Genomic DNA, 17,844 nt, shown 5'->3' on the forward strand with positions numbered 1-17,844 from the left:
TGGGGTTTTTCCTGGGTTTTGGGCCCAAATGCCCCGCGTCTGTCGTTCAGACCCTGACGGGTCTTCAGACCCGAAGGGAAGACGCGGGCTACAACGCGTCGCCCAACAGAAACAGAATCAACCGATTCCGATGGGTTTTGCAATAGCTTCTAGTGCGAGAGTTGTAGCGCCGCCTTCTAGGCGGCCTCCCATCAAGCTAGAGGAGAGAGGAAAAATGTCACGCACGGGAACAGGATAGTGCGAGAGTTGTAGCGCCGCCTTCTAGGCGGCCTCCCATCAAGCTAGAGGAGGAGAGAAACATGTCACGCACGGGAACAGGAGCCTCCACCCTTTCCGTCCGCCCCGGCCGAGCTCGCTCCTATGGCCTGCTGGTCGGGGTGCCGCTGGTGGTTCTGCTCCTTCTGGTGATGTCGCTTCCAAGGATGATGCAGTCGGAAAATCCGTGGAGCGAGGCCAACCTGCTTTTCCTGGCGCTGCTGTCCTATCTGGCGGCATCCGCCTACTATGTGGGATTCGTGCCGTTGCGCGACGAGCTCCTCCACCGCATGGCTTTGGGGGCAACTGCCGTCGGCCTGTTGATCCATACCGGGGCGGTGGTCCATCGCAGCTACACGGCCGGTCGCCCTCCTTTCTCGAACATGTATGAAATGCTGGTGAGTTTTGCCTGGGGAGTGGTGCTGGTCAGCGTCATTTTTGAAAAGAAGTACAAGATGACGTTCGTCGGTTCGGTCACCCTGCCGATTGCGACCCTGGCGCTCATCTTGACCCAATTGATGCCGTCGGAGATCCGGCCGCTCATGCCCGCCTTGCAGTCCACCTGGCTGCATATTCACGTGACCTTCGCCATGTTCGCCTACGCCGCCTGTGCTGTCAGTTTCGCGCTGGCGTTGCTCTATCTCGTCAAGGACGGCACTTCGACGAATATCTTTCTTTGTGCAGTAAGTGCTTTTGTTTCAACTATTTGCGTTGCCTTGCTGACCCGGCTCGACCCCCATGGCGGGCTCTTGGTTCCGGCCTGGGACGTCCTCGAAAAGCGCGAAATTTTTCTCGCTCAGAAAATGCCGCTCATGGTCTCGATTCCCGGCCTGGGCTATCTTTTTGCAATCGTCCTGGCCGTCTCCCTGGTGCCGCTGCTGCTCGTGCTCCTCGCTCGCCCGAATCTGGCTCGCGGCAAGAGCGTCGCGCTCGAAGCCTGGGCGCGGCGCATCTTCGTGGTGGCCACTCTGCTTCAAATCGTCGCGGTGACGGCGTTTGTCGCCCGGGCGAAGGACGGCAGCTATTTTGCCGCTCAGGTCGGAACTTTCTTTCCCACTCGCCTCTCGGCGAGCCCCTTCCTGGTGGCGGGGATGGCCTCGGCGCTGTTTGCTTCGGCGCTGATGCTCTTGCTTCTGTGGCGCCGGGAGACGATTGAGAGCATCCTTCCCGAGCCGAACAAGATTGATCTGCTCACTTACAAAACCATCGCCGTCGCCTTCCCCTTGCTGACTATCATGATTGCCACCGGCGCCTATTGGGCCAACCGCACCTGGGGCTCTTACTGGAGTTGGGATCCGAAAGAAACCTGGGCCTTGGTCACCTGGCTGGTCTATGCCGGTTACTTGCACGCGCGGCTGGTGCATGGCTGGCGGGGCCGCCGTGCTGCTTATCTTGCGATCATCGGTTTCGCGGTGGTGATCTTTACCTTCTTCGGGGTCAGCTACCTGCTGCCCGGCCTGCACGCCTACGCCTGAAGCAAGCGACCAGTGCGCGGCGACCAGCGCCCAGTGATCAGCGGCCACTTGCCAGGAACCGTTTGAAAGGGTGTACCTGGGTTAGAGTGGGTAGTATGGGGCGGACTACGCACGGGAGGCCCCCTCAGCATTCTCTTCCTTTGCATCCTCTGCTTCCTTTGCCTCTTCTGTTTCCTGTGCTAGCATGACGTTGAGCCTGTAAGCAAAGAGCACGCTATGCGCATCGATTGGCGCCTCAAGGCTACCCTTCCGCTGTTGCTGGCGGCGCTTGTGGGCCTGCTGATCTTCGTGGCCGTGACCGTCAGCGTGGAGACGCGCGCCCGGCAAATGGTGCTGCTGGTAGCGGCGGCCGGGGCGGTGGCGCTTTGCGCGGTGATGCTGGTGGTGCTGGCGATTCTGGTGCAACGGCCGCTGATCGAGCTCCAGGAAAAGATTGCCCGAGCGCGAGCCGGGGATTTGACCGTCAAGGTCAGCTTCGCTCGCCAGCAGGACGAGATCGGCGAGCTGGGCCGCGATTTCAACCACATGGTGGAACAGCTCCGCAAGAGCCGCGAGCGCACCGAAGAGCTCTACAATGCTCATATTTCGCAGGCCGCGCACCTTGCCTCGATCGGCGAGCTGGCCGCCGGCCTGGCCCACGAGATCAAGAATCCCCTGGCCGGAATTCGCGGCGCCATTGAAATCATCGCGGCTGAGCTTCCGCCCGACCATCCCAACCGCGACGTCATGGATGAGGTGCAGGCGGAAGTCATGCGCATCAATCGCATCCTGGTGGACCTGCTGAACTACGCCCGGCCGCACCCCCCGCAGATTCATCGCGCCGATCTGAATCGCACGGTCGAGCACGTCGTTACCCTGGCCCGGCAGCAGATCACCAGCCAGCCGATCGAGATTGCTTATGCTCCGGCCGCTAACCTTCCTGAAGTGGAACACGATCCCGCTCAAATCCAGCAGGTCGTGATGAACCTGATCTTGAACGGCATTCAGGCCATCGACGGCCAGGGCCACGTCAGCGTCCGGACGCACCCGGAAGGACCCAAGCAGGTCGCGCTCGTGGTCCAGGATACCGGCCGCGGCATGCCCGCCGAGCTTCTGCCCAACATCTTCAAGCCCTTCTTTACCACCAAGGGCCAGGGCACGGGCCTTGGCCTGTCACTTGCCAAACGCATCGTGGAAGCTCACGGCGGCCGCATAGAGGTTTCGAGCAAGCCGGGAACGGGAACGTCCTTCACCATCTGCCTGCCAGTGGAACACCCAGCCTCGACAACGCCTTCCGATTTGGTTCTCAGGACAACGGCTTCGTAAAGTGAGTGCCGGGTGCCGAGTTCCGAGCACTCGCTTTCGAGTTTCGGTTTTTCGCTTTTCGTTTTTCGATTTTCGACTTTCCTGTCGCCCGCTGGAAGCCACCTGGCCTACCAAATCTCAAGCCATGAGGAGTAAAATAGCCATCTGGGTCAATTCATGGCCAAAGGAAAAATTCTCGTCGTGGACGATGAGAAGCTCGTCCGCTGGTCGCTCGTCAAGAAGTTCACCGAGTGGGGCTACTCGCCGCTCGAGGCCGAGACCGGCGGGGCCGCCCTGCAGTCAGTCCGCAACGAATCACCCGAACTCATCCTGCTGGACATCCGGCTGCCGGACGTGAGCGGCATGGAAATTCTCCAGCAGATGAAAGAGGCCGGCGAGCCTTCCGCCGTCATCATGATGACCGCCGACCCGCAGCTCGATGACGTCAAGGCAGCCATCAAACTCGGCGCCTATGACTTCATCGGCAAGCCCATTGATTTTGACGAGCTGAGCATCACCGTCCAAAACGCCCTTGAGGCCACGCAACTGCGGACCGAAGTTGCCAGCCTCCGCGACGAAGTGAAGCGGCGTACCGGCTACCGCGACGTCATCGCCGCGTCCAGGCGCATGCGCGAGCTGCTCGATTTTGTGCGCAAGGTCGCCGCCAGCGAAGCCAGCACCATCCTCATCCAGGGAGAAAGCGGCACGGGTAAGGACCTCGTCGCCAAGACCATTCATTACGAGTCCAGCCGCGCCGCCCGCCCCTTTGTCGCCATCAATTGCTCCGCCATTCCGGAAACGCTGATGGAGCCGGAATTGTTTGGCCACGAGAAGGGCGCCTTTACCGATGCCAAGGCGATGAAGAAGGGACTCTTCGAGGTGGCTGACGGCGGCACGCTTTTCCTGGACGAAATCGGCGAGCTATCTCCTTTCCTCCAAGCCAAGCTCCTGCGGGTGCTCGAAGACCAAAATTTTCGTCGTGTCGGCGGTGTCAAGGACATTCAGGTGGACGTGCGGGTGATCGCCGCCTCCAACCGCGACCTCGAACGAGCCGTGTCGGAGAATCGCTTCCGCCAGGACCTTTTCTACCGGCTCGCCATCATCTCCGTGTTCCTGCCATCGCTGCGCGAGCGCAAAGAGGACATCCTGCCGCTGGTGGATTTCTTTGTCGATCACTACAACCGTAAATTTCGAAAGAGCATCAGCGGCTTGACGGAAGAGACGCGGCAACTCCTGCTTGCCTACGATTGGCCGGGCAATGTGCGTGAACTCAAGAACGCCATCGAGCGCGCCATGATTTTGGAAGACGAGCCTTTCCTCCGGCCGACTTATCTGCCCTTCCACGTCACCCAGCCGCGCGCCGGCGTGACCTCTTTCGAGCGGCAATCCTCCTCGACGCCGGTGGGCAGCTCGTGGCAGCCGCTCCACCCCGCCCGTCCGTTCACGACGGGCGTTTCCGCCGCGGCGGACGAGCACGGACGGTCGGGCCGGTGGCTCCCGCCGCTTTCCATCCCTGAGGGCGGCACGTCGCTCGAGGAAGTCGAGCGGGCGCTGGTGGAATTGGCGCTCAAGCAAACCAACGGCAACCAAACCCACGCCGCCAAGCTGCTCGATATCAGCCGCGATGCCCTGCGCTACAAGATGAAAAAATTCGGGCTGATCGCCAGCGCCGAAGAACCTACCGAAGAAGCTCCCGCCCCGCCCCATCCCTAGTCTGTCAGAACGCTTACGGTCTTTTCCCCAACGGTTCTTACGAGAATGCGCCTTTCGCTTTTCGATGGCAGTGCTACCGGCGATCCGAGACCAGCAGACTTTCAGGAGAATTCGCGTTCCTCTTTGCAATAGGAATCGCGACGGGAACTAGCATTGCTTAGCTGTCTCCTTCCGGGCGACCCACAGGCAGTCGGCGCACACGGATCCGGGTCTTCTCAATCACAATCACGCTGCCAGCTTCGGCAGCATCAGCCACTACAAGCAGGTTCGCCAAGAGCAGCCTGAGTTGCGCTTCCGGCCGGCCGGGGCCGCGACGGAGAAGAATCACAGATGGTTTGTTTACTTCCCGTAGCGCTGGGAGGCTCGCAAAGTCTGTGTCCGCTGAAACAAGAGTCCTTATCTTCCTGCGCGGCTCTCGCAAAGACCTCCCAGTCGGCGGCTGCCTGCAGGTTGTAGTCTCGCACATGGATGGCATTGTGTCCGGCAGCCCGCAGCCCGGCCGCCACAAGGGGAGACAACGCATTGTCTACGAGGAATCTCAAGAACTCCCAGCGACCGGGAGTTCGCGTTCCCGCACCGCCTCGGCGGCATAGCGCAGGTCTTCGCCGATGTCTTCCGGCTCAAGGTCTGGATAGGCCTTTAATATCTCCGCTTCGGCCATCCCCTCGCTCACCATGCCCACCACGGTTGCGGCTGGGATGCGCAAACCGCGGATACACGGGACGCCACCCATTTGTTTCGGATCCAAGGTAATTCGAGGAAACTGTTTCACTCTCAGCCTCCTGCCGGACAGATTGAACGCACGCTCCGGCCGGGCTCTATTTGTTAGAAGAATACGACGTTGACCCATTTTTATCAGTATGCGGCCGGGCAGTAGGTGCCCATAGAGGCGGGAAGCAGGAGAAGGCGCAGGCCCGCGAAGCCTGAGACACCGAGATTGGGACGAAGCGGCTCAGTCGAACTTGTGGCGCGCATTCTGCGTCCCGGGCGCATTTGCGGGACGAGCCTGCCGGCGCACGCGCAGTTGTCCTGCGCGCTGCATGGACCGCATAGGCGATTAAAAATAGTACCTTTTGGTTAACTAGTACTAATGGCCTATTGGTGATAGTACTCCGCCATAGTACAAAGGAGGCTTCGGAACCAGCGGAGGTGAGCAACCCGTGGCTCCGGAGACAAGATGAACCTGAGGGGGATTACTAATGAAGACAAAGAGCTTTTGGGGAATCGCCTGCGCGCTTCTTGTGTTTCTTTTGGTCGCCCCGAACGCTTTTGGGCAAGACCTTAATCCGCGGTTGACGATTTTCGGCGGAGGCTCTTTCTTGAAAGGTGAGCGAACCTTCGTCGTTGGCGGAGACCAGTTTCGTTCCGATTTCGCAAAGGGGGGCAAATTCGGATTCCGGGGCACCGTGGACGTGGACAGCCATTGGGCTGTGGAAGGCAGCTACAGCTACGGCACCAATAACCTGCGCATCTTTGAGCTGCGAGTGCCGCCACGAGAGCGTGCCTTTGGGACGCGCGTCCACCAGTTCGCGGCCAACGCGTTGTACTTCCTGAACAAGCCAGAGGACAAGATGCGGGCCTTCGTTACTGGCGGCCTGGGGCTCACCCGGTACAGTCCCACCGACGCCGCCAAAACATTCGCTGCGACATTTGAGTTCGTGGATGAGGCGGCGGTGATCAGCAGCAACACCAAGCTCAGCCTCAATTTTGGCGCTGGCGTGGAAGCGAAGGTCCACGACCGCTTTGGCGTGCGGTTTGACTTCCGCGACTACATGACCAGAATCCCGCGCTTTGGCGTGCCAGAGACGCCGCCCGGGCCGGCCGTAGATTTCTTCCCCGTCAGCGGGGTTGTACACGACTGGGAAGCCTCCATCGGGGTCGTGATCTATCTGCGCTAGCGCCGTTCCAATGGGTGCGAAGGAAAGGGTCTGACATGAAAATTGCAAGTATTGTTCTGGCCATGATTGGGCTTTCTGGCATTTCGCCCGCGCAGATGCAGAGCCCAACGCATCAGCCGAGCGAAATGCAGAAGCGGGAGAATCAGTCTTCGCCGCTGTATCGTGTCACGGTGGTGGCGCGTACGACCAAGGCAATCAACTATCGCCACTTGAGCGGGGCGACCAGGATTGATTTCCGCGGAACCGTCCTCCTCCCTTTTGCCCGAGGCCAAGCGAAAGTGGAAAGCAAGAAGGGCGCGATCAAGATCCAAGCAAGATTCGACAAATTACAGTCCGCCACCCAATTCGGCCCTGAGTTCTTGACCTACGTCCTGTGGGCCATCACTCCGGAAGGCCGCGCTACCAACCTCGGCGAAGTGCTTTTGGAGGGGACCAAAAGCAAACTGGAGGTTACGGCTCAATTGCAGGCTTTTGCCCTGGTCGTGACCGCGGAACCCTATTTCGCCGTCATGCAGCCGAGCGACGTGGTGGTGATGGAAAACATTGTGCGGCCCGACACGGTCGGAAACATTCAGGAGATTGATGCCAAATATGACTTGCTGCAGAGAGGTGAGTACGCAGTTGTTTCCGCCAATTTTCAGCCGATGAGAATGGACCCCAGGATACCTCTTGGGCTGTACGAGGCCAGAAACGCCGTGCAGATTGCCCGAGGGGCGGGCGCCGATCGCTACGCCTTCAGTAGCTTCCAAAGGGCGGTGGAGCTCCTCCAGCAGGCGGAGAGCTATCAAACGCGCAAGGGCGCAAAAAAACAGGTCGAGATGGCAGCTCGGGAGGCAGTGCAGACCGCTGAGGATGCGCGGGCCATTACGGTGAAACGCCGGGAAGAGGAGCGCCTGGCCAAAGAGCGCCAGGCAGCGGCGGAGCGCGAAGCGCGCGCCAAAGCGGAAACCGCCGCGGCCGAACGCGCCAAGTTGGAAGCCCAGTTGGCCGCCGAACGCGCGGCCCGGGAACGGCTCGAGGCGGAGGCAGCCCGTGCCGCCGCTTTAGCACAGCAGCAAGCCGCCCAGGCCGAAGCCGAAAGAGCACGCCAAGCCGCTCAACAAGCTGCCTGGCAAACGGCCGAGGCGGAAGCAGCACGTGCCGCCGCTTTAGCACAGCAGCAAGCCGCCCAAGCGGAAACCGAAAGAGCGCATCTGGCTGCCGAGCAGGCCGAACGCATGCGGCAGCAAGCCGAGGCCGAAAAAGCGGAGCTGCGCTCGCGACTCTTGCGCCAGTTGAACTTGATCCTGCAAACGCGCGACACGGTTCGCGGGCTCATCGTGAACATGTCGGACGTTCTTTTCGACACGGCCAGGTACACCTTGAAACCGGGTGCGCGGGAAAAGCTGGCGAAAATCTCCGGCATCGTCCTGGCCTATCCCGGGCTGAATCTGCAGATCGAAGGTCACACCGACAGCGTCGGCGGCGATGAATACAACCAGGGGCTTTCCGAACAGCGCGCTGACTCCGTGCGGGATTTCCTGGTGCAGCAGGGAGTTCCGGCAGCCTCGATCAGCGGGCGCGGGTTCGGTAAAACGCAACCGGTGGCCTCCAACGAGACCACCGAAGGCCGCCAACAGAACCGCCGCGTCGAGCTGGTGGTCACCGGCGAGGCCATTGGCGCCACCGCCGCCAACTCCGGAACTTCACCGCAGTAAAGCCGACAGGCTGATTGCCAACACCGAAGAACGCACCGAACAAGCCCCCGCTTGGCCCCTTGGGAATTACTGCGGTTTGCTCGAGATCAGCGGACAGTTTGCACCTAATGCCGCAACAGATCAGCCCTGAAGGGTCTCACCGTGAAGGGACAACACCTGGCCGGCGCGACAAGAGGAGAAGATCGCTGGAATCCCGAACGTCAAAGGGCGCGCCGGAATAGTCTGACCAGGTGGAGACGATCTCGAAACCGATTCGTTCCAGCAGAGTGCGCAGTTCTTTTTCGAACAGAGGGATTTGGCGGTTGGTGTTGACGCGATAGTCCCAACAGGTTCCAGGGGCCAGGGGCCGGGTGAAGAAAATGGCGTGGAAGTCAATAAACTCGGGGCCGTATTCGGCTACCTTGAAGAGGATGACTTCTTCATCCTCGGTGCGCCCGGAGAGCAGGGGAAACCACTTGGTCTTTTCCCGCCAGCGCTTGTCATAGTTAAGATTCTGGATAAAGAAAATTCCTCCCGGAAGGAGGACCTCGTAGAGAGAGCGCAGAGCCGCTTCAAGCTGACCCGGGGCAGAAAGGTTGGGCAAGGTGTTGCCCAGGCAAAGTGCTGCTCCGAAGCGCTCGCGGAGCCTGGCGCTTTCTTCAATCGCGCAAAGTTTCACACTCGCCTTTAGGGTTTGTCGGGCCACCGGCCCCGCAGGCATGTCGGGATGAATCCCGACGCTACCATTCCTTGCCCGACGAATCTCTTCGGCAGCCGCGTCCAGTTTCTTCTGCGCCACCTCGACCATCGCCGGGTCGGAATCAATGCCGATGACCTCGAAGCCCTCTCTCGCGAGCGCCAGTACGTGCCCACCCGTCCCGCATCCGGCGACGAGGACTTTTCGCGAAGGCACCTCAGCAAGAATTTTTCGAAGCAGAGGCATCTCGCGGGCGAGTCGCTTCTCCCAATCCACCACGACGTCGTAATAGCGAGCCAGATCGCTTGGCACGGTGGTCTCCCTCAGCCCCGAGGCTCTTGCCTCGGGGATTAAAAGCCTCTTGTATCCCCCAGGCGGGTGCCTGGGGGCTCGGCGCGGGAACCACGAATTCCTGATACACGTTCTAAAGACGACTGCAAAAGTAACTTGACGGCGCTCCGTAGGAAAACCCGCATAAATAGCGGACATCCGGGCCAGGGGGCGTCAAGCTATTTCCGCAATGCTGCTTAGAGCCGTGCGCTGGCGCTAGAATGGCGCCCTCCAAGCTTCGACAGCGCGGCGAGAGCCCGCAAGGCAATTCCGGTGGGCAGGGCGGCAGCTCCCCACCTTCCCTCGCGTCGGGCAAGCGCGAGCAACCGCGGCCGGGACCGAGCGAGCATCCGGCGGGCATGCCGATTCCGGCTGTGGCCAATCACATCGAGGACATAGAAGCGGTCGAGATGCGGCCAGTTGCCATCGCGCTTCTGGAGTTTGGCCAGAAGGCGAAGCAGATTTCCGGCTTGCTTCTTGCTGCGAGGATGGCGGTCGCGCAGCAAGACCGCGAGAACAGAAACCATCAATACCGGCGCAAACATGCCGCCGTATCGGGAAAAGAGCCGGGGGAAGTTGCGGAGTGATTCGAGGTACCGCTCGAGCCGTGGGTCGCGGTCATAGCCCCAACGCAGCAGAGCTTCGAGCGCGACATTGCTGATCAAAAACCTTGCCCCGGCGTCAGAAGCTATTTCTGCGCCGTTAGGAAAGCGGGCGCTCGAAAGCTGCGCTTCACCGGGGCTGAAGCAGGGGCCGAAAAAGTGCTCACAGATGCGGTCGCGATGGCTTGCTTCCGAGCAACCCCGGGCGTAAGCGCCGGGCTGGCCTTGCGTCGAAAAGATCCACTCCACCGCGCGATAGACGCCGGGAGTGCGATGCTCGCCCAGGTCGTGAAGCAGCCGCAAATTCCAGGCCGTATCGGCGAGGCTGTGATGCCAATGGCCCTCCGGGCTCTCGGTGGCAACGAGGTTCGAAAGGAAACGGTCGCGGGAGGCGCCGCCCGACGCCGGCAGGAAGGCGGCGAGACCTGCCTGGACGCTTTCGACCGGGTGGGCGCGCAGGAAAGCAAGGCTGCGTGCGATCGTTCGCTCGAGAGCCCTCGGTCCGGCTGACCTCGGTCGCTTCACTCGCTTCATGGATGCAAGAGGGCGCCCTCCCCCGATGTAGGGAATGCCCGCCCCGTACCGGATCGGTACGGGGCCCGCCTGAAGGCCTCTACCGGGCAGCGACGCGGCTGTAGTAGGCCTCGCCTTCGGCGGACATCAAGACCCACAGTCCGTAGATCCCCAATGCCGTGCCGACCGGCACGCGCAGCAGATTGATGCAGGATAGAACGATGACCAGCATTCGGCCCCAGCGGTCGTGTTGCAGCAAGGCCGCTCCGCCGAGGATTCCCAGCGAAGAAACTGCCAGAAGAATTCCCAACACCACCGGCAGAAGGACACGCAGCAGCCCCTCAAGTCCGAACGGCAGGTTGAGCTCACTCACGATGCGGCCTACGATGCCCAGTCCGAGAATGAAGGCAAGCGCGGCCAGTAGGTGTAGCGAGTTGTAAAGAATGAACAGGATCCCCAGGAGCTTGACGTGCGACCTCCATGCGGGAAGAAGTCGCCGCCACGGCGGCCGGGGCCGGGGCTGGCGGAGACGGCACGCTCAGGGGAGCGCCACACCCAGGGCAAAAGCGATCCTCCGCCTGGATAGCGCGCCCGCATCGAGAGCAGTACATGGTTTCTTCCCCGTGGATATCGACCGGTCGGGACCGACGGTTCGGGATCGAAGACGCCAAGAAGATGTGCCGGTTAACCCCGATTGTCAAGGATTGTCAGGCTCGCTTCCCTCGCCACAAGTTTGTGGCCGGCGACGTGGGGCTCGACCAAGTGGGGCGGCAAGGGATTTGCCCGCCGGCGCTCAGGTGGGGAGGAGAACAGCGCAGTGCGCGCCCGTGGGAGCGAGACCGCTAACCAAGATTCCGCTGCTTTGGGAAGAATCCTCACAAGCCAAAAAAAATCAGAAAAGAGAAATCAGAAAACAGGCCTATTTTCTATTTTCCGTTTTCCATTTTCTGTCTCTCAGGCAGGAAGTGTCCTTCTGCCTGGTCTCGAATCTTCAAGAAAGTTTCGGCCGTTCCTCACTGCCGCTTCTCGCGCTCGGCAAGAATCTCGCGCTCCAGGTTGTCAGCAGTGCGCTCGAGCCAAGAGACGATTCTCTCTTCCAGTTCCTTGCGGTCGCCTGTTTTCGACAGGGCCGCCACCGTATCGCCCCCGGCATCCAGGCTGATATGGAAGCAAGGCACCTCATTGTCCTTGTGTTCTTCAGGGACATACATGAGCAAGGCGCAACCCTCGCACGTGTCTGATTTCACCAGTTTGTGGGAATTGATGCAGAGCACGCTATCGCGGAAGTAAGCGCCAAAGCCGCGCCGCCGGATGTTGTCAATTTCCAGGCGAATCAGCCCCAGAACTTTTTGCTTATCCCAGGTACTCATTCCATTCCCTCTCCGACCTTTACTGACGGCCAAGCTGGAGCCTGGCCTGCTCGATCTGAGCCGTCACCCTCGGGGCTTCAGGATAATTCGGATGGGCGCGCAAGAGTTTTTGCCACAGGTCGATGGCTCTGGCCGGGTTGCGGAATCCATTCATCTGCAGCAGGCCATAGTTGAACAGCGTCTGCGGATGGGTCGGTTTGACCTTCAGGGAGCCTTGGTAGTCAGCCTTCGCCTGCTCAAATTGCTGCGAATAGAAGTAGGCGGTGCCGCGGTCGGTACGCACCTCGACGACGTCCGGCCGAAGGGCGAGGGCACGAGAATAAAAGTCAATGGCCGGGCCCCATTGTTGGTGATCGAAATAGAGATTGCCGAGCTTGACCAGGGTGTCGAAGTCGTTGGGATGGGCCTGCAAAAAAGTCTTCAAGGGCCGCGCTGTCGTTTCCACATCCGCCCAGGGAGGTACGGCCGAACCTAGCGGAGCGGCGGGAGCGGTGGAAGGATTCGACGGGCTCGGGTACGCCGGCGGGAGGCCACTCGATCCGCGGAAGATGTAACCGATGGCCAGACCGATCACGAAGCAAGCGATAGCCAGCAAATAGGCTTCGCGGCTGGTCCAGAGAGAGGTGGCGGGGCGTTCGTCATTCGAGGCCCCGCCCGGGCGGGGCACGCGGTGGTTTCTCATCTCATGCTTCATCATTCCTCAGCCGGCCTCAGTCGGTCCCGCCCTGCGGGATGGCGCGGAGAGGAAGCGAAGGCTCCTCCTCTTGCTCGAGGGGGAAGAGGCGACGCACCATTCCGACCACTTCATCCTGGGCGGGTGCGTCCTCAGCCGCTTTCAACTCCTTCATCGGGGTATGAAGAATCTTGTTGATGATGGAAGTGGTCAAGACTTCGATCGCCTGTTCCTGTTCGGGGGTGAGGGGGCCCAAATGGCTGCGGTAGCGAGCCAGCTCAGCGCGGCGAATTTCATCGAGGTGGCGGCGAAGCTGGACGATGGTGGGCACAATGCGCTCCCCCACGAGATGCTTCCGGAATTGCTCCGCCTCGCGGGCAGCGATTTTTTCCGCCGCCGCCGCCGCTCGCTCCCGCTCATGCCGGTTCTGCGCCACCACCTGCTCCAGGTCATCAATGTCATAGAGGAAGAAGCCATCCATGCGGTTGAGCTCGGGATCAATATCGCGGGGCACGGCGATGTCAATGAAGAAGAGCGGCCGGCCCTGGCGCGCCGCCCGCAGGCGATCGCCATCTTCTCGCGTGATCAGGAAGCGGGGGCAGCCGGTCGAGCTAATCAAGATGTCGACCTGAGCCAGGTAGGTCCAACGATCATCGTAGCGCACGGCGAGACCGCCCAGTTCGCGGGCCAGTTCGACAGCTCGCTCGTAAGTGCGGTTGGCGACCAGCACGGCACTGGCGCCGTCGCGAACCAGGTAGCGCGCCGCCAGTTCACCCATCTTGCCGGCGCCCAGGACCATAACGGTCTTGCCATCGAGTTTTCCGAAGATCTTCTTGGCGAGCTCGACAGCAGCATAGGGCACCGAAACGGCCGCGCTGCCGATGGCTGTCTCAGTGCGGATGCGTTTGGAAACCGAGAGCGCCTTGCTCAGAAGAGCGTCCAGATGGCGGCCAACCGTGCCCACCTCCCTGGCGGCGGCCCAGGCGTCCTTCACCTGGCCGACAATCTCGGGCTCACCGACCACCATCGAGTCCAGGCTTGAGGTCACGCGAAAGGCATGGCGGATGGCTTCGGTTCCGGTGTGGCGATAGAAGCGCGCCCACTCACAGAGCAACAAGGAAAAACGCTCCACCAGATAGCCGCGCAGGGTCCCAGCGGCTCGATCGGCATCCTTGGCCCAGACCACAAACTCGGTGCGGTTGCAGGTGGAGAGGATGACGATTTCTTCAATTGCCTCGCGCCGGGAAAGAGCCTCCATCGCCTCGCGCAGCCGGGTCGGGGTCAACGAAAACTTTTCCCGAATCTCAACCGGGGCGGTGCGGTGGTTGATGCCGATCACGAGCAAAGTTTCCTGATTCGCCGCCATGGGCCTAGTTTACCCCTCGGAGGGTGCCAAGAGGCACTTTGCGTTCCACTTCTTGGGAAGCCATACGGCACGCCCGCATCGGGTACGCCCACGGCATGTCCTTCTTTGATTTTCAATGCGTTACTCAAAAGCGGAGCCGGTGGCGGTGCTGCTCGCTTCTGACCCTGCCCGGTGCCGGCCTGCGGCTTATCCCGCTTTTTGCTGAGATTTCGCGCAAGAGAAGTCTTGAGAAGAGCCTGGGTGGAACCTCTTGTCTCCACTACAATCCATTGACAATGAAGGACTTGTCATTGGGAAGCGGGAGCGCGGTTTTTGGCATCCAGGATGCCCCTGCCGTCAGGCTCGGATGCGTCCGCCTTGTTGCCCAGACCGTTCCCTTACGCCTGGTCTTCAGCGACATAATGAGGTGAACAAATGGCTCGAAATATGACCGCGACAGGATTCCTTCCGGTCGCCTTTCTTGCGCTCCTGGGAGTCGTTGGCGCGCCGTCCGCCGCCGGCGAGGCCAGGGCCGGCAACCCAAAGATTTCGGTGGAGGGCGAGAAATGTCTCCAGTGCCACGAATCCTTCCATCCGGCGTTGGTCGAACAGTGGAAAGGCAGCGCCCACGCGCGCGCTCGAGTGGACTGTTACGCGTGTCACAAAGCGCGCGAAGGCGACCCGGCAACCTTTGAGCACTACATGGGCCTGAAGATCGCCGTCATCGTCACGCCCAACTATTGCGCCTCCTGTCACGCCCAAGAAGCCAAGGAGTTTGCCGCCAGCCGCCACTCCCAGGGAGCGCAGTTCATCGGTTCGCTTGACAATATCCTGGGCGAAATCGTGGAAGGCGGGCCGGCCGCCGTAAACGGCTGCCGCCAGTGTCACGGCAGCGAGGTGAAATACATCGGCAACGGCAAATTTGATCCCAACACCTGGCCGAACAGCGGCATTGGCCGGGTGAATCCCGACGGCAGCCTCGGCACCTGCGCCGCCTGCCACGGGCGCCACAGCTTCAGCGCCGCACTGGCCCGCCAACCGGAAAATTGCGGCAAGTGCCACATGGGGCCGGACCATCCTCAAATCGAGATCTACAACGAATCCAAGCATGGCATTCAGTTCCGCGGCAACCTCCAGAAGATGAATCTCGAAAGCAAGAGCTGGGTGGTGGGCAAGGATTATGCAGCGGCGCCCACCTGCGCCACCTGTCACATGAGCGCCACGGTCAATCAACCGATCACCCACGATGCCGGCGCCCGCATCAGCTACACCCTTCGCCCGGTCATCAGCTTCAAGGTAGAAAACTGGCAGAAGCGCCGCGAAGCCATGCAGGATGTCTGTTCCAATTGCCACGCCAGCGGCTGGGTGGAAAATTTCTACAAGCAATATGACGGCACGATAGACCTCTACAACGAGAAATTTGCCAGGCCGGCGAAGGCCATCGTGGATAAGCTCTACGCCGACGGCAAGCTGACCAAGACGCCGTTCGACGAACCAATCGAGTGGATTTTCTACGAACTCTGGCATCATGAGGGCCGACGTGCGAGAATGGGCACCGCCATGATGGGGCCGGACTACACGCAGTGGCACGGCTTCTATGAGGTCGCCAAGCATTTCTACGAAAAGTTCCTGCCGGAGGCCGAGCGCCTCCAGCCCGGCATTACGGCGGACGTTTTGAAGACCGACTTCCATCGCTGGAAGAGCGGTCTGACCCCCGAACAAGTGAAGCAGATGCTCGACTTCTACAAGGAGCGGTACAAACAATGAGAACCAGATCCAGTCGCAAGTTGAGCCGCCTGATCAAAGCGGCCGTGGCGATCGTCATCATCGGCGTGTGGGGAATCTCGTTATCCCACGCCAAGCCGGAGTATTCGAAAAAAGAATCGAAGGCGTGCACCTATTGCCACATCAAGATGGGAACGAAAGAGCTCAATGACGCCGGCAAGTGCTACGCCAAGCACAACCATTCGCTCGAAGGCTGCAAGGCGGAAGCAAAGTAGCCAAAACCCGACTCGCTGGGATATCGCGCTCGATCGAATTCGTGACCAGCCCCGATCCAATCGGGGCCAGCCGCGCTTTGGCCGTTCGCCACAGGCAGGCCGCAGTCAGCGTGTGCACCCGGCGGGTCGAGAAAAGGTTTCCGAAGACGCCGGGAGGCCTGCGGAAAGGCCGGCCTTCCACGGCGGAGAGCGTGCATGACCATGCCATCCCATCCCGTTGCGGAGGAGTCTCGAGCGAAGTCGCGTCGGCGATTCATCCAGGTCGTCCTGGGGAGTGGCATCGTCGCTTCCATTGTCTCCTTCCTCTACCCGGCGCTGCGCTACATGATTCCCCCCACGACGGGGGAACTGGGTTCGGATACGGTAGTGGCCGGCAACGCCAAAGAGCTGAGGCCCAACTCGGGCAAGATCTTCAAGTTCGGCTCTAAGCCCGGCCTGCTGATCCGACTCCGCGACGGCAGTTACCGGGCCTTCTCGGCTACCTGTACGCATCTGAACTGCAACGTGCAGTATCGCGCCGACATGCAAAGGATTTGGTGCGCCTGCCACAACGGAATGTTTGACCTGAACGGGAGAAACGTGTCGGGGCCTCCGCCGCGGCCGCTCGAAGACTACGCCGTTCACCTGCGCGGCGAGGACATCGTCGTCCAACGGAAAAAGGCGGGGTAGCGATGGGCAGCCTCGGGCAAGTCATCCGCCGGTGGTTGGACGAGCGCTTTGGCTTGGAATCGCTCCTTCAGTTCGCCAAGAAGAAAACCGTCCCCGTCCACCGCCACAGCGTCTGGTACTACCTGGGCGGGATGACCCTGTTCCTCTTCGTCATCCAGGTGCTGACCGGCATTTTGTTGTTGCTGTACTACCGTCCCTCGCCCAACGAGGCCTTTGAGAGCGTCCAGTACATCATGACGCATGTGAAGTTTGGCTGGTTGATCCGTTCCGTTCACTCCTGGGCGGGAAACCTGATGATCCTCACCGCCTTTCTGCACATGTTCAGCGTCTATTTCATGCGCGCCTACCGCAAACCGCGCGAACTGACCTGGATCAGCGGCATGCTGCTCTTGTTTCTGGCGCTGGGCTTCGGCTTCAGCGGCTATTTGCTGCCGTGGAATACCCTGGCCTACTTTGCGACGAAGGTCGGCACGGAAATGGCGGCGCAGGTGCCCCTGATCGGCAAGTGGCTCCTGGTTTTCCTCCGCGGCGGGGAGGAAGTCACCGGAGCCACCCTGACTCGTTTCTTCGGCTTCCACGTTGCCGTTTTGCCCGGCCTTACCACCATCCTCCTCGCCCTCCATCTTGTCCTCGTCCAGAAGTTCGGCATGAGCGTGCCGGAGTCGGTCGAAAGACAATGGACGGCTACCGGCGGCCAGCGGCGCGAGATGCCTTTCTTCCCCAATTTCGCTTTGCGCGACCTGATGGGCTGGTACATCGCACTGGGCGTCCTGGGTGCGCTGGCCGCTTTGATGCCGTGGGAACTGGGCGTCAAAGCGGATCCCTTCGCCTCCGCTCCGGCAGGCATTCGCCCGGAGTGGTATTTTCTCTTTGCCTTTGAAACCTTGAAATTCATCCCCGCCAAGATCTGGTTCATAGACGGCGAAGTACTGGGCGTTCTCGCCTTTGGAATTGCCGGTTTACTCTGGCTACTGATCCCGTTTCTGGACCGCAAGCCCGGTGAGCGCTGGCGAGTTTTCTTTCTCGGGCTGGGGGTCTTTGTGGTTGTTTTCATCGCCGTGACGACCTTGCCGACTCTCATCGCCTCTCTGGTGAAATGAACATGCAAGTTCGGTGTTGGTTTACTGTCCTCTTGGCCATCCTCGGGTGCTCCGCGTTTGCCCTGGCTGCGGATCAGTGCCTGCTTTGCCATCAAATGCTCGAAGGCAAGTTGAAAACCCCAACCGATACCTGGGCGGAGGATATCCACGGCCAGAAAGGTCTGACCTGCGCGGCGTGCCACGGTGGGGATGCGAACACCGATGACATGATGAAGGCGATGAGTCGCGCTGCCGGGTTTGTCGG

17 protein-coding genes are annotated in these 17,844 nt (G+C 60.6%); 10 read left to right on the forward strand and 7 right to left on the reverse strand.

The features are described 5' to 3' along the window. The first annotated feature begins 299 nt into the window (after window positions 1-299). The 3 genes from ccsA to VIH17_13670 all read left to right on the forward strand — a co-directional run bounded on the left by ccsA (window position 300) and on the right by VIH17_13670 (window position 4,727). Window positions 300-1,730, forward strand: coding sequence for a cytochrome c biogenesis protein CcsA (ccsA, locus tag VIH17_13660; GenBank protein HEY4684280.1), 1,431 nt, complete (start codon window positions 300-302; stop codon window positions 1,728-1,730). Between the two features lie 216 nt (window positions 1,731-1,946). Beyond that, entirely contained in the window at window positions 1,947-3,035 is a 1,089-nt protein-coding gene (locus VIH17_13665; GenBank protein ID HEY4684281.1) for an ATP-binding protein, read from the forward strand. Window positions 3,036-3,191: 156 nt separating this feature from the next. After that, window positions 3,192-4,727, forward strand: a complete 1,536-nt coding sequence (locus VIH17_13670; protein HEY4684282.1) for a sigma-54 dependent transcriptional regulator — start codon at window positions 3,192-3,194, stop codon at window positions 4,725-4,727. Window positions 4,728-5,265: 538 nt separating this feature from the next. On the opposite strand, the gene VIH17_13675 is transcribed toward VIH17_13670, so the two are convergent. Next, entirely contained in the window at window positions 5,266-5,499 is a 234-nt protein-coding gene (locus VIH17_13675) for a DUF433 domain-containing protein (protein ID HEY4684283.1), read from the reverse strand. A 427-nt stretch (window positions 5,500-5,926) separates the two neighbouring features. Between VIH17_13675 and VIH17_13680 the strand changes: the two genes are divergently transcribed. Then, complete coding sequence (locus tag VIH17_13680) at window positions 5,927-6,625, forward strand: outer membrane beta-barrel protein (GenBank protein ID HEY4684284.1); 699 nt, start codon at window positions 5,927-5,929, stop codon at window positions 6,623-6,625. A 35-nt stretch (window positions 6,626-6,660) separates the two neighbouring features. After that, window positions 6,661-8,322, forward strand: coding sequence for an OmpA family protein (locus tag VIH17_13685; protein HEY4684285.1), 1,662 nt, complete (start codon window positions 6,661-6,663; stop codon window positions 8,320-8,322). 136 nt (window positions 8,323-8,458) lie between these two features. Here the strand turns inward: VIH17_13685 and VIH17_13690 are convergent, their stop codons facing one another. The 6 genes from VIH17_13690 to hemA all read right to left on the reverse strand — a co-directional run bounded on the left by VIH17_13690 (window position 8,459) and on the right by hemA (window position 13,852). Continuing rightward, window positions 8,459-9,310, reverse strand: coding sequence for a class I SAM-dependent methyltransferase (locus tag VIH17_13690; GenBank protein ID HEY4684286.1), 852 nt, complete (start codon window positions 9,308-9,310; stop codon window positions 8,459-8,461). A 215-nt stretch (window positions 9,311-9,525) separates the two neighbouring features. Then, window positions 9,526-10,455: a hypothetical protein gene (locus VIH17_13695; protein HEY4684287.1), complete on the reverse strand. Its 930-nt coding sequence runs from the start codon at window positions 10,453-10,455 to the stop codon at window positions 9,526-9,528. A gap of 88 nt (window positions 10,456-10,543) precedes the next feature. After that, entirely contained in the window at window positions 10,544-10,816 is a 273-nt protein-coding gene (locus VIH17_13700; GenBank protein HEY4684288.1) for a hypothetical protein, read from the reverse strand. A gap of 640 nt (window positions 10,817-11,456) precedes the next feature. Beyond that, window positions 11,457-11,813 carry a hypothetical protein gene (locus tag VIH17_13705; GenBank protein ID HEY4684289.1) on the reverse strand — a complete coding sequence of 119 codons (357 nt, stop codon included), beginning with the start codon at window positions 11,811-11,813 and terminating at the stop codon, window positions 11,457-11,459. A gap of 19 nt (window positions 11,814-11,832) precedes the next feature. Beyond that, window positions 11,833-12,495, reverse strand: a complete 663-nt coding sequence (locus VIH17_13710) for a tetratricopeptide repeat protein (protein HEY4684290.1) — start codon at window positions 12,493-12,495, stop codon at window positions 11,833-11,835. 28 nt (window positions 12,496-12,523) lie between these two features. Continuing rightward, on the reverse strand, window positions 12,524-13,852 hold the full coding sequence (gene hemA, locus VIH17_13715) for a glutamyl-tRNA reductase (GenBank protein HEY4684291.1): 1,329 nt from the start codon (window positions 13,850-13,852) through the stop codon (window positions 12,524-12,526). Between the two features lie 414 nt (window positions 13,853-14,266). Here hemA and VIH17_13720 point away from each other — a divergent pair, with 414 nt between their 5' ends. The 5 genes from VIH17_13720 to VIH17_13740 all read left to right on the forward strand — a co-directional run. Further along, complete coding sequence (locus VIH17_13720) at window positions 14,267-15,598, forward strand: multiheme c-type cytochrome (protein ID HEY4684292.1); 1,332 nt, start codon at window positions 14,267-14,269, stop codon at window positions 15,596-15,598. Beyond that, window positions 15,595-15,831: a hypothetical protein gene (locus tag VIH17_13725; protein HEY4684293.1), complete on the forward strand. Its 237-nt coding sequence runs from the start codon at window positions 15,595-15,597 to the stop codon at window positions 15,829-15,831. Before VIH17_13720 ends, VIH17_13725 begins: the two co-directional genes overlap by 4 nt. Window positions 15,832-16,026: 195 nt before the next feature. Further along, on the forward strand, window positions 16,027-16,500 hold the full coding sequence (locus VIH17_13730) for a ubiquinol-cytochrome c reductase iron-sulfur subunit (GenBank protein ID HEY4684294.1): 474 nt from the start codon (window positions 16,027-16,029) through the stop codon (window positions 16,498-16,500). A gap of 2 nt (window positions 16,501-16,502) precedes the next feature. After that, a complete protein-coding gene (locus VIH17_13735) occupies window positions 16,503-17,600 on the forward strand; it encodes a cytochrome bc complex cytochrome b subunit (protein HEY4684295.1) in 1,098 nt (365 codons plus the stop codon). A 2-nt stretch (window positions 17,601-17,602) separates the two neighbouring features. Then, window positions 17,603-17,844: hypothetical protein (locus VIH17_13740; GenBank protein ID HEY4684296.1), on the forward strand; the 242-nt coding region annotated here is incomplete at its 3' end.

Source organism: Candidatus Acidiferrales bacterium, assembly GCA_036514995.1.
Taxonomy (GTDB): domain Bacteria; phylum Acidobacteriota; class Terriglobia; order Acidiferrales; family DATBWB01; genus DATBWB01.

What these genes read in the sequence shown, in the direction of transcription:
- hemA (HEY4684291.1), bottom strand. Translation starts at nt 13,852, where the DNA reads ATGGCGGCGAATCAGGAAACTTTGCTCGTGATCGGCATCAACCACCGC.
- VIH17_13720 (HEY4684292.1), top strand. Translation starts at nt 14,267, where the DNA reads ATGGCTCGAAATATGACCGCGACAGGATTCCTTCCGGTCGCCTTTCTT.
- VIH17_13725 (HEY4684293.1), top strand. Translation starts at nt 15,595, where the DNA reads ATGAGAACCAGATCCAGTCGCAAGTTGAGCCGCCTGATCAAAGCGGCC.
- VIH17_13735 (HEY4684295.1), top strand. Translation starts at nt 16,503, where the DNA reads ATGGGCAGCCTCGGGCAAGTCATCCGCCGGTGGTTGGACGAGCGCTTT.
- ccsA (HEY4684280.1), top strand. Translation starts at nt 300, where the DNA reads ATGTCACGCACGGGAACAGGAGCCTCCACCCTTTCCGTCCGCCCCGGC.
- VIH17_13710 (HEY4684290.1), bottom strand. Translation starts at nt 12,495, where the DNA reads ATGAGAAACCACCGCGTGCCCCGCCCGGGCGGGGCCTCGAATGACGAA.
- VIH17_13680 (HEY4684284.1), top strand. Translation starts at nt 5,927, where the DNA reads ATGAAGACAAAGAGCTTTTGGGGAATCGCCTGCGCGCTTCTTGTGTTT.
- VIH17_13670 (HEY4684282.1), top strand. Translation starts at nt 3,192, where the DNA reads ATGGCCAAAGGAAAAATTCTCGTCGTGGACGATGAGAAGCTCGTCCGC.
- VIH17_13705 (HEY4684289.1), bottom strand. Translation starts at nt 11,813, where the DNA reads ATGAGTACCTGGGATAAGCAAAAAGTTCTGGGGCTGATTCGCCTGGAA.
- VIH17_13665 (HEY4684281.1), top strand. Translation starts at nt 1,947, where the DNA reads ATGCGCATCGATTGGCGCCTCAAGGCTACCCTTCCGCTGTTGCTGGCG.
- VIH17_13730 (HEY4684294.1), top strand. Translation starts at nt 16,027, where the DNA reads ATGACCATGCCATCCCATCCCGTTGCGGAGGAGTCTCGAGCGAAGTCG.
- VIH17_13685 (HEY4684285.1), top strand. Translation starts at nt 6,661, where the DNA reads ATGAAAATTGCAAGTATTGTTCTGGCCATGATTGGGCTTTCTGGCATT.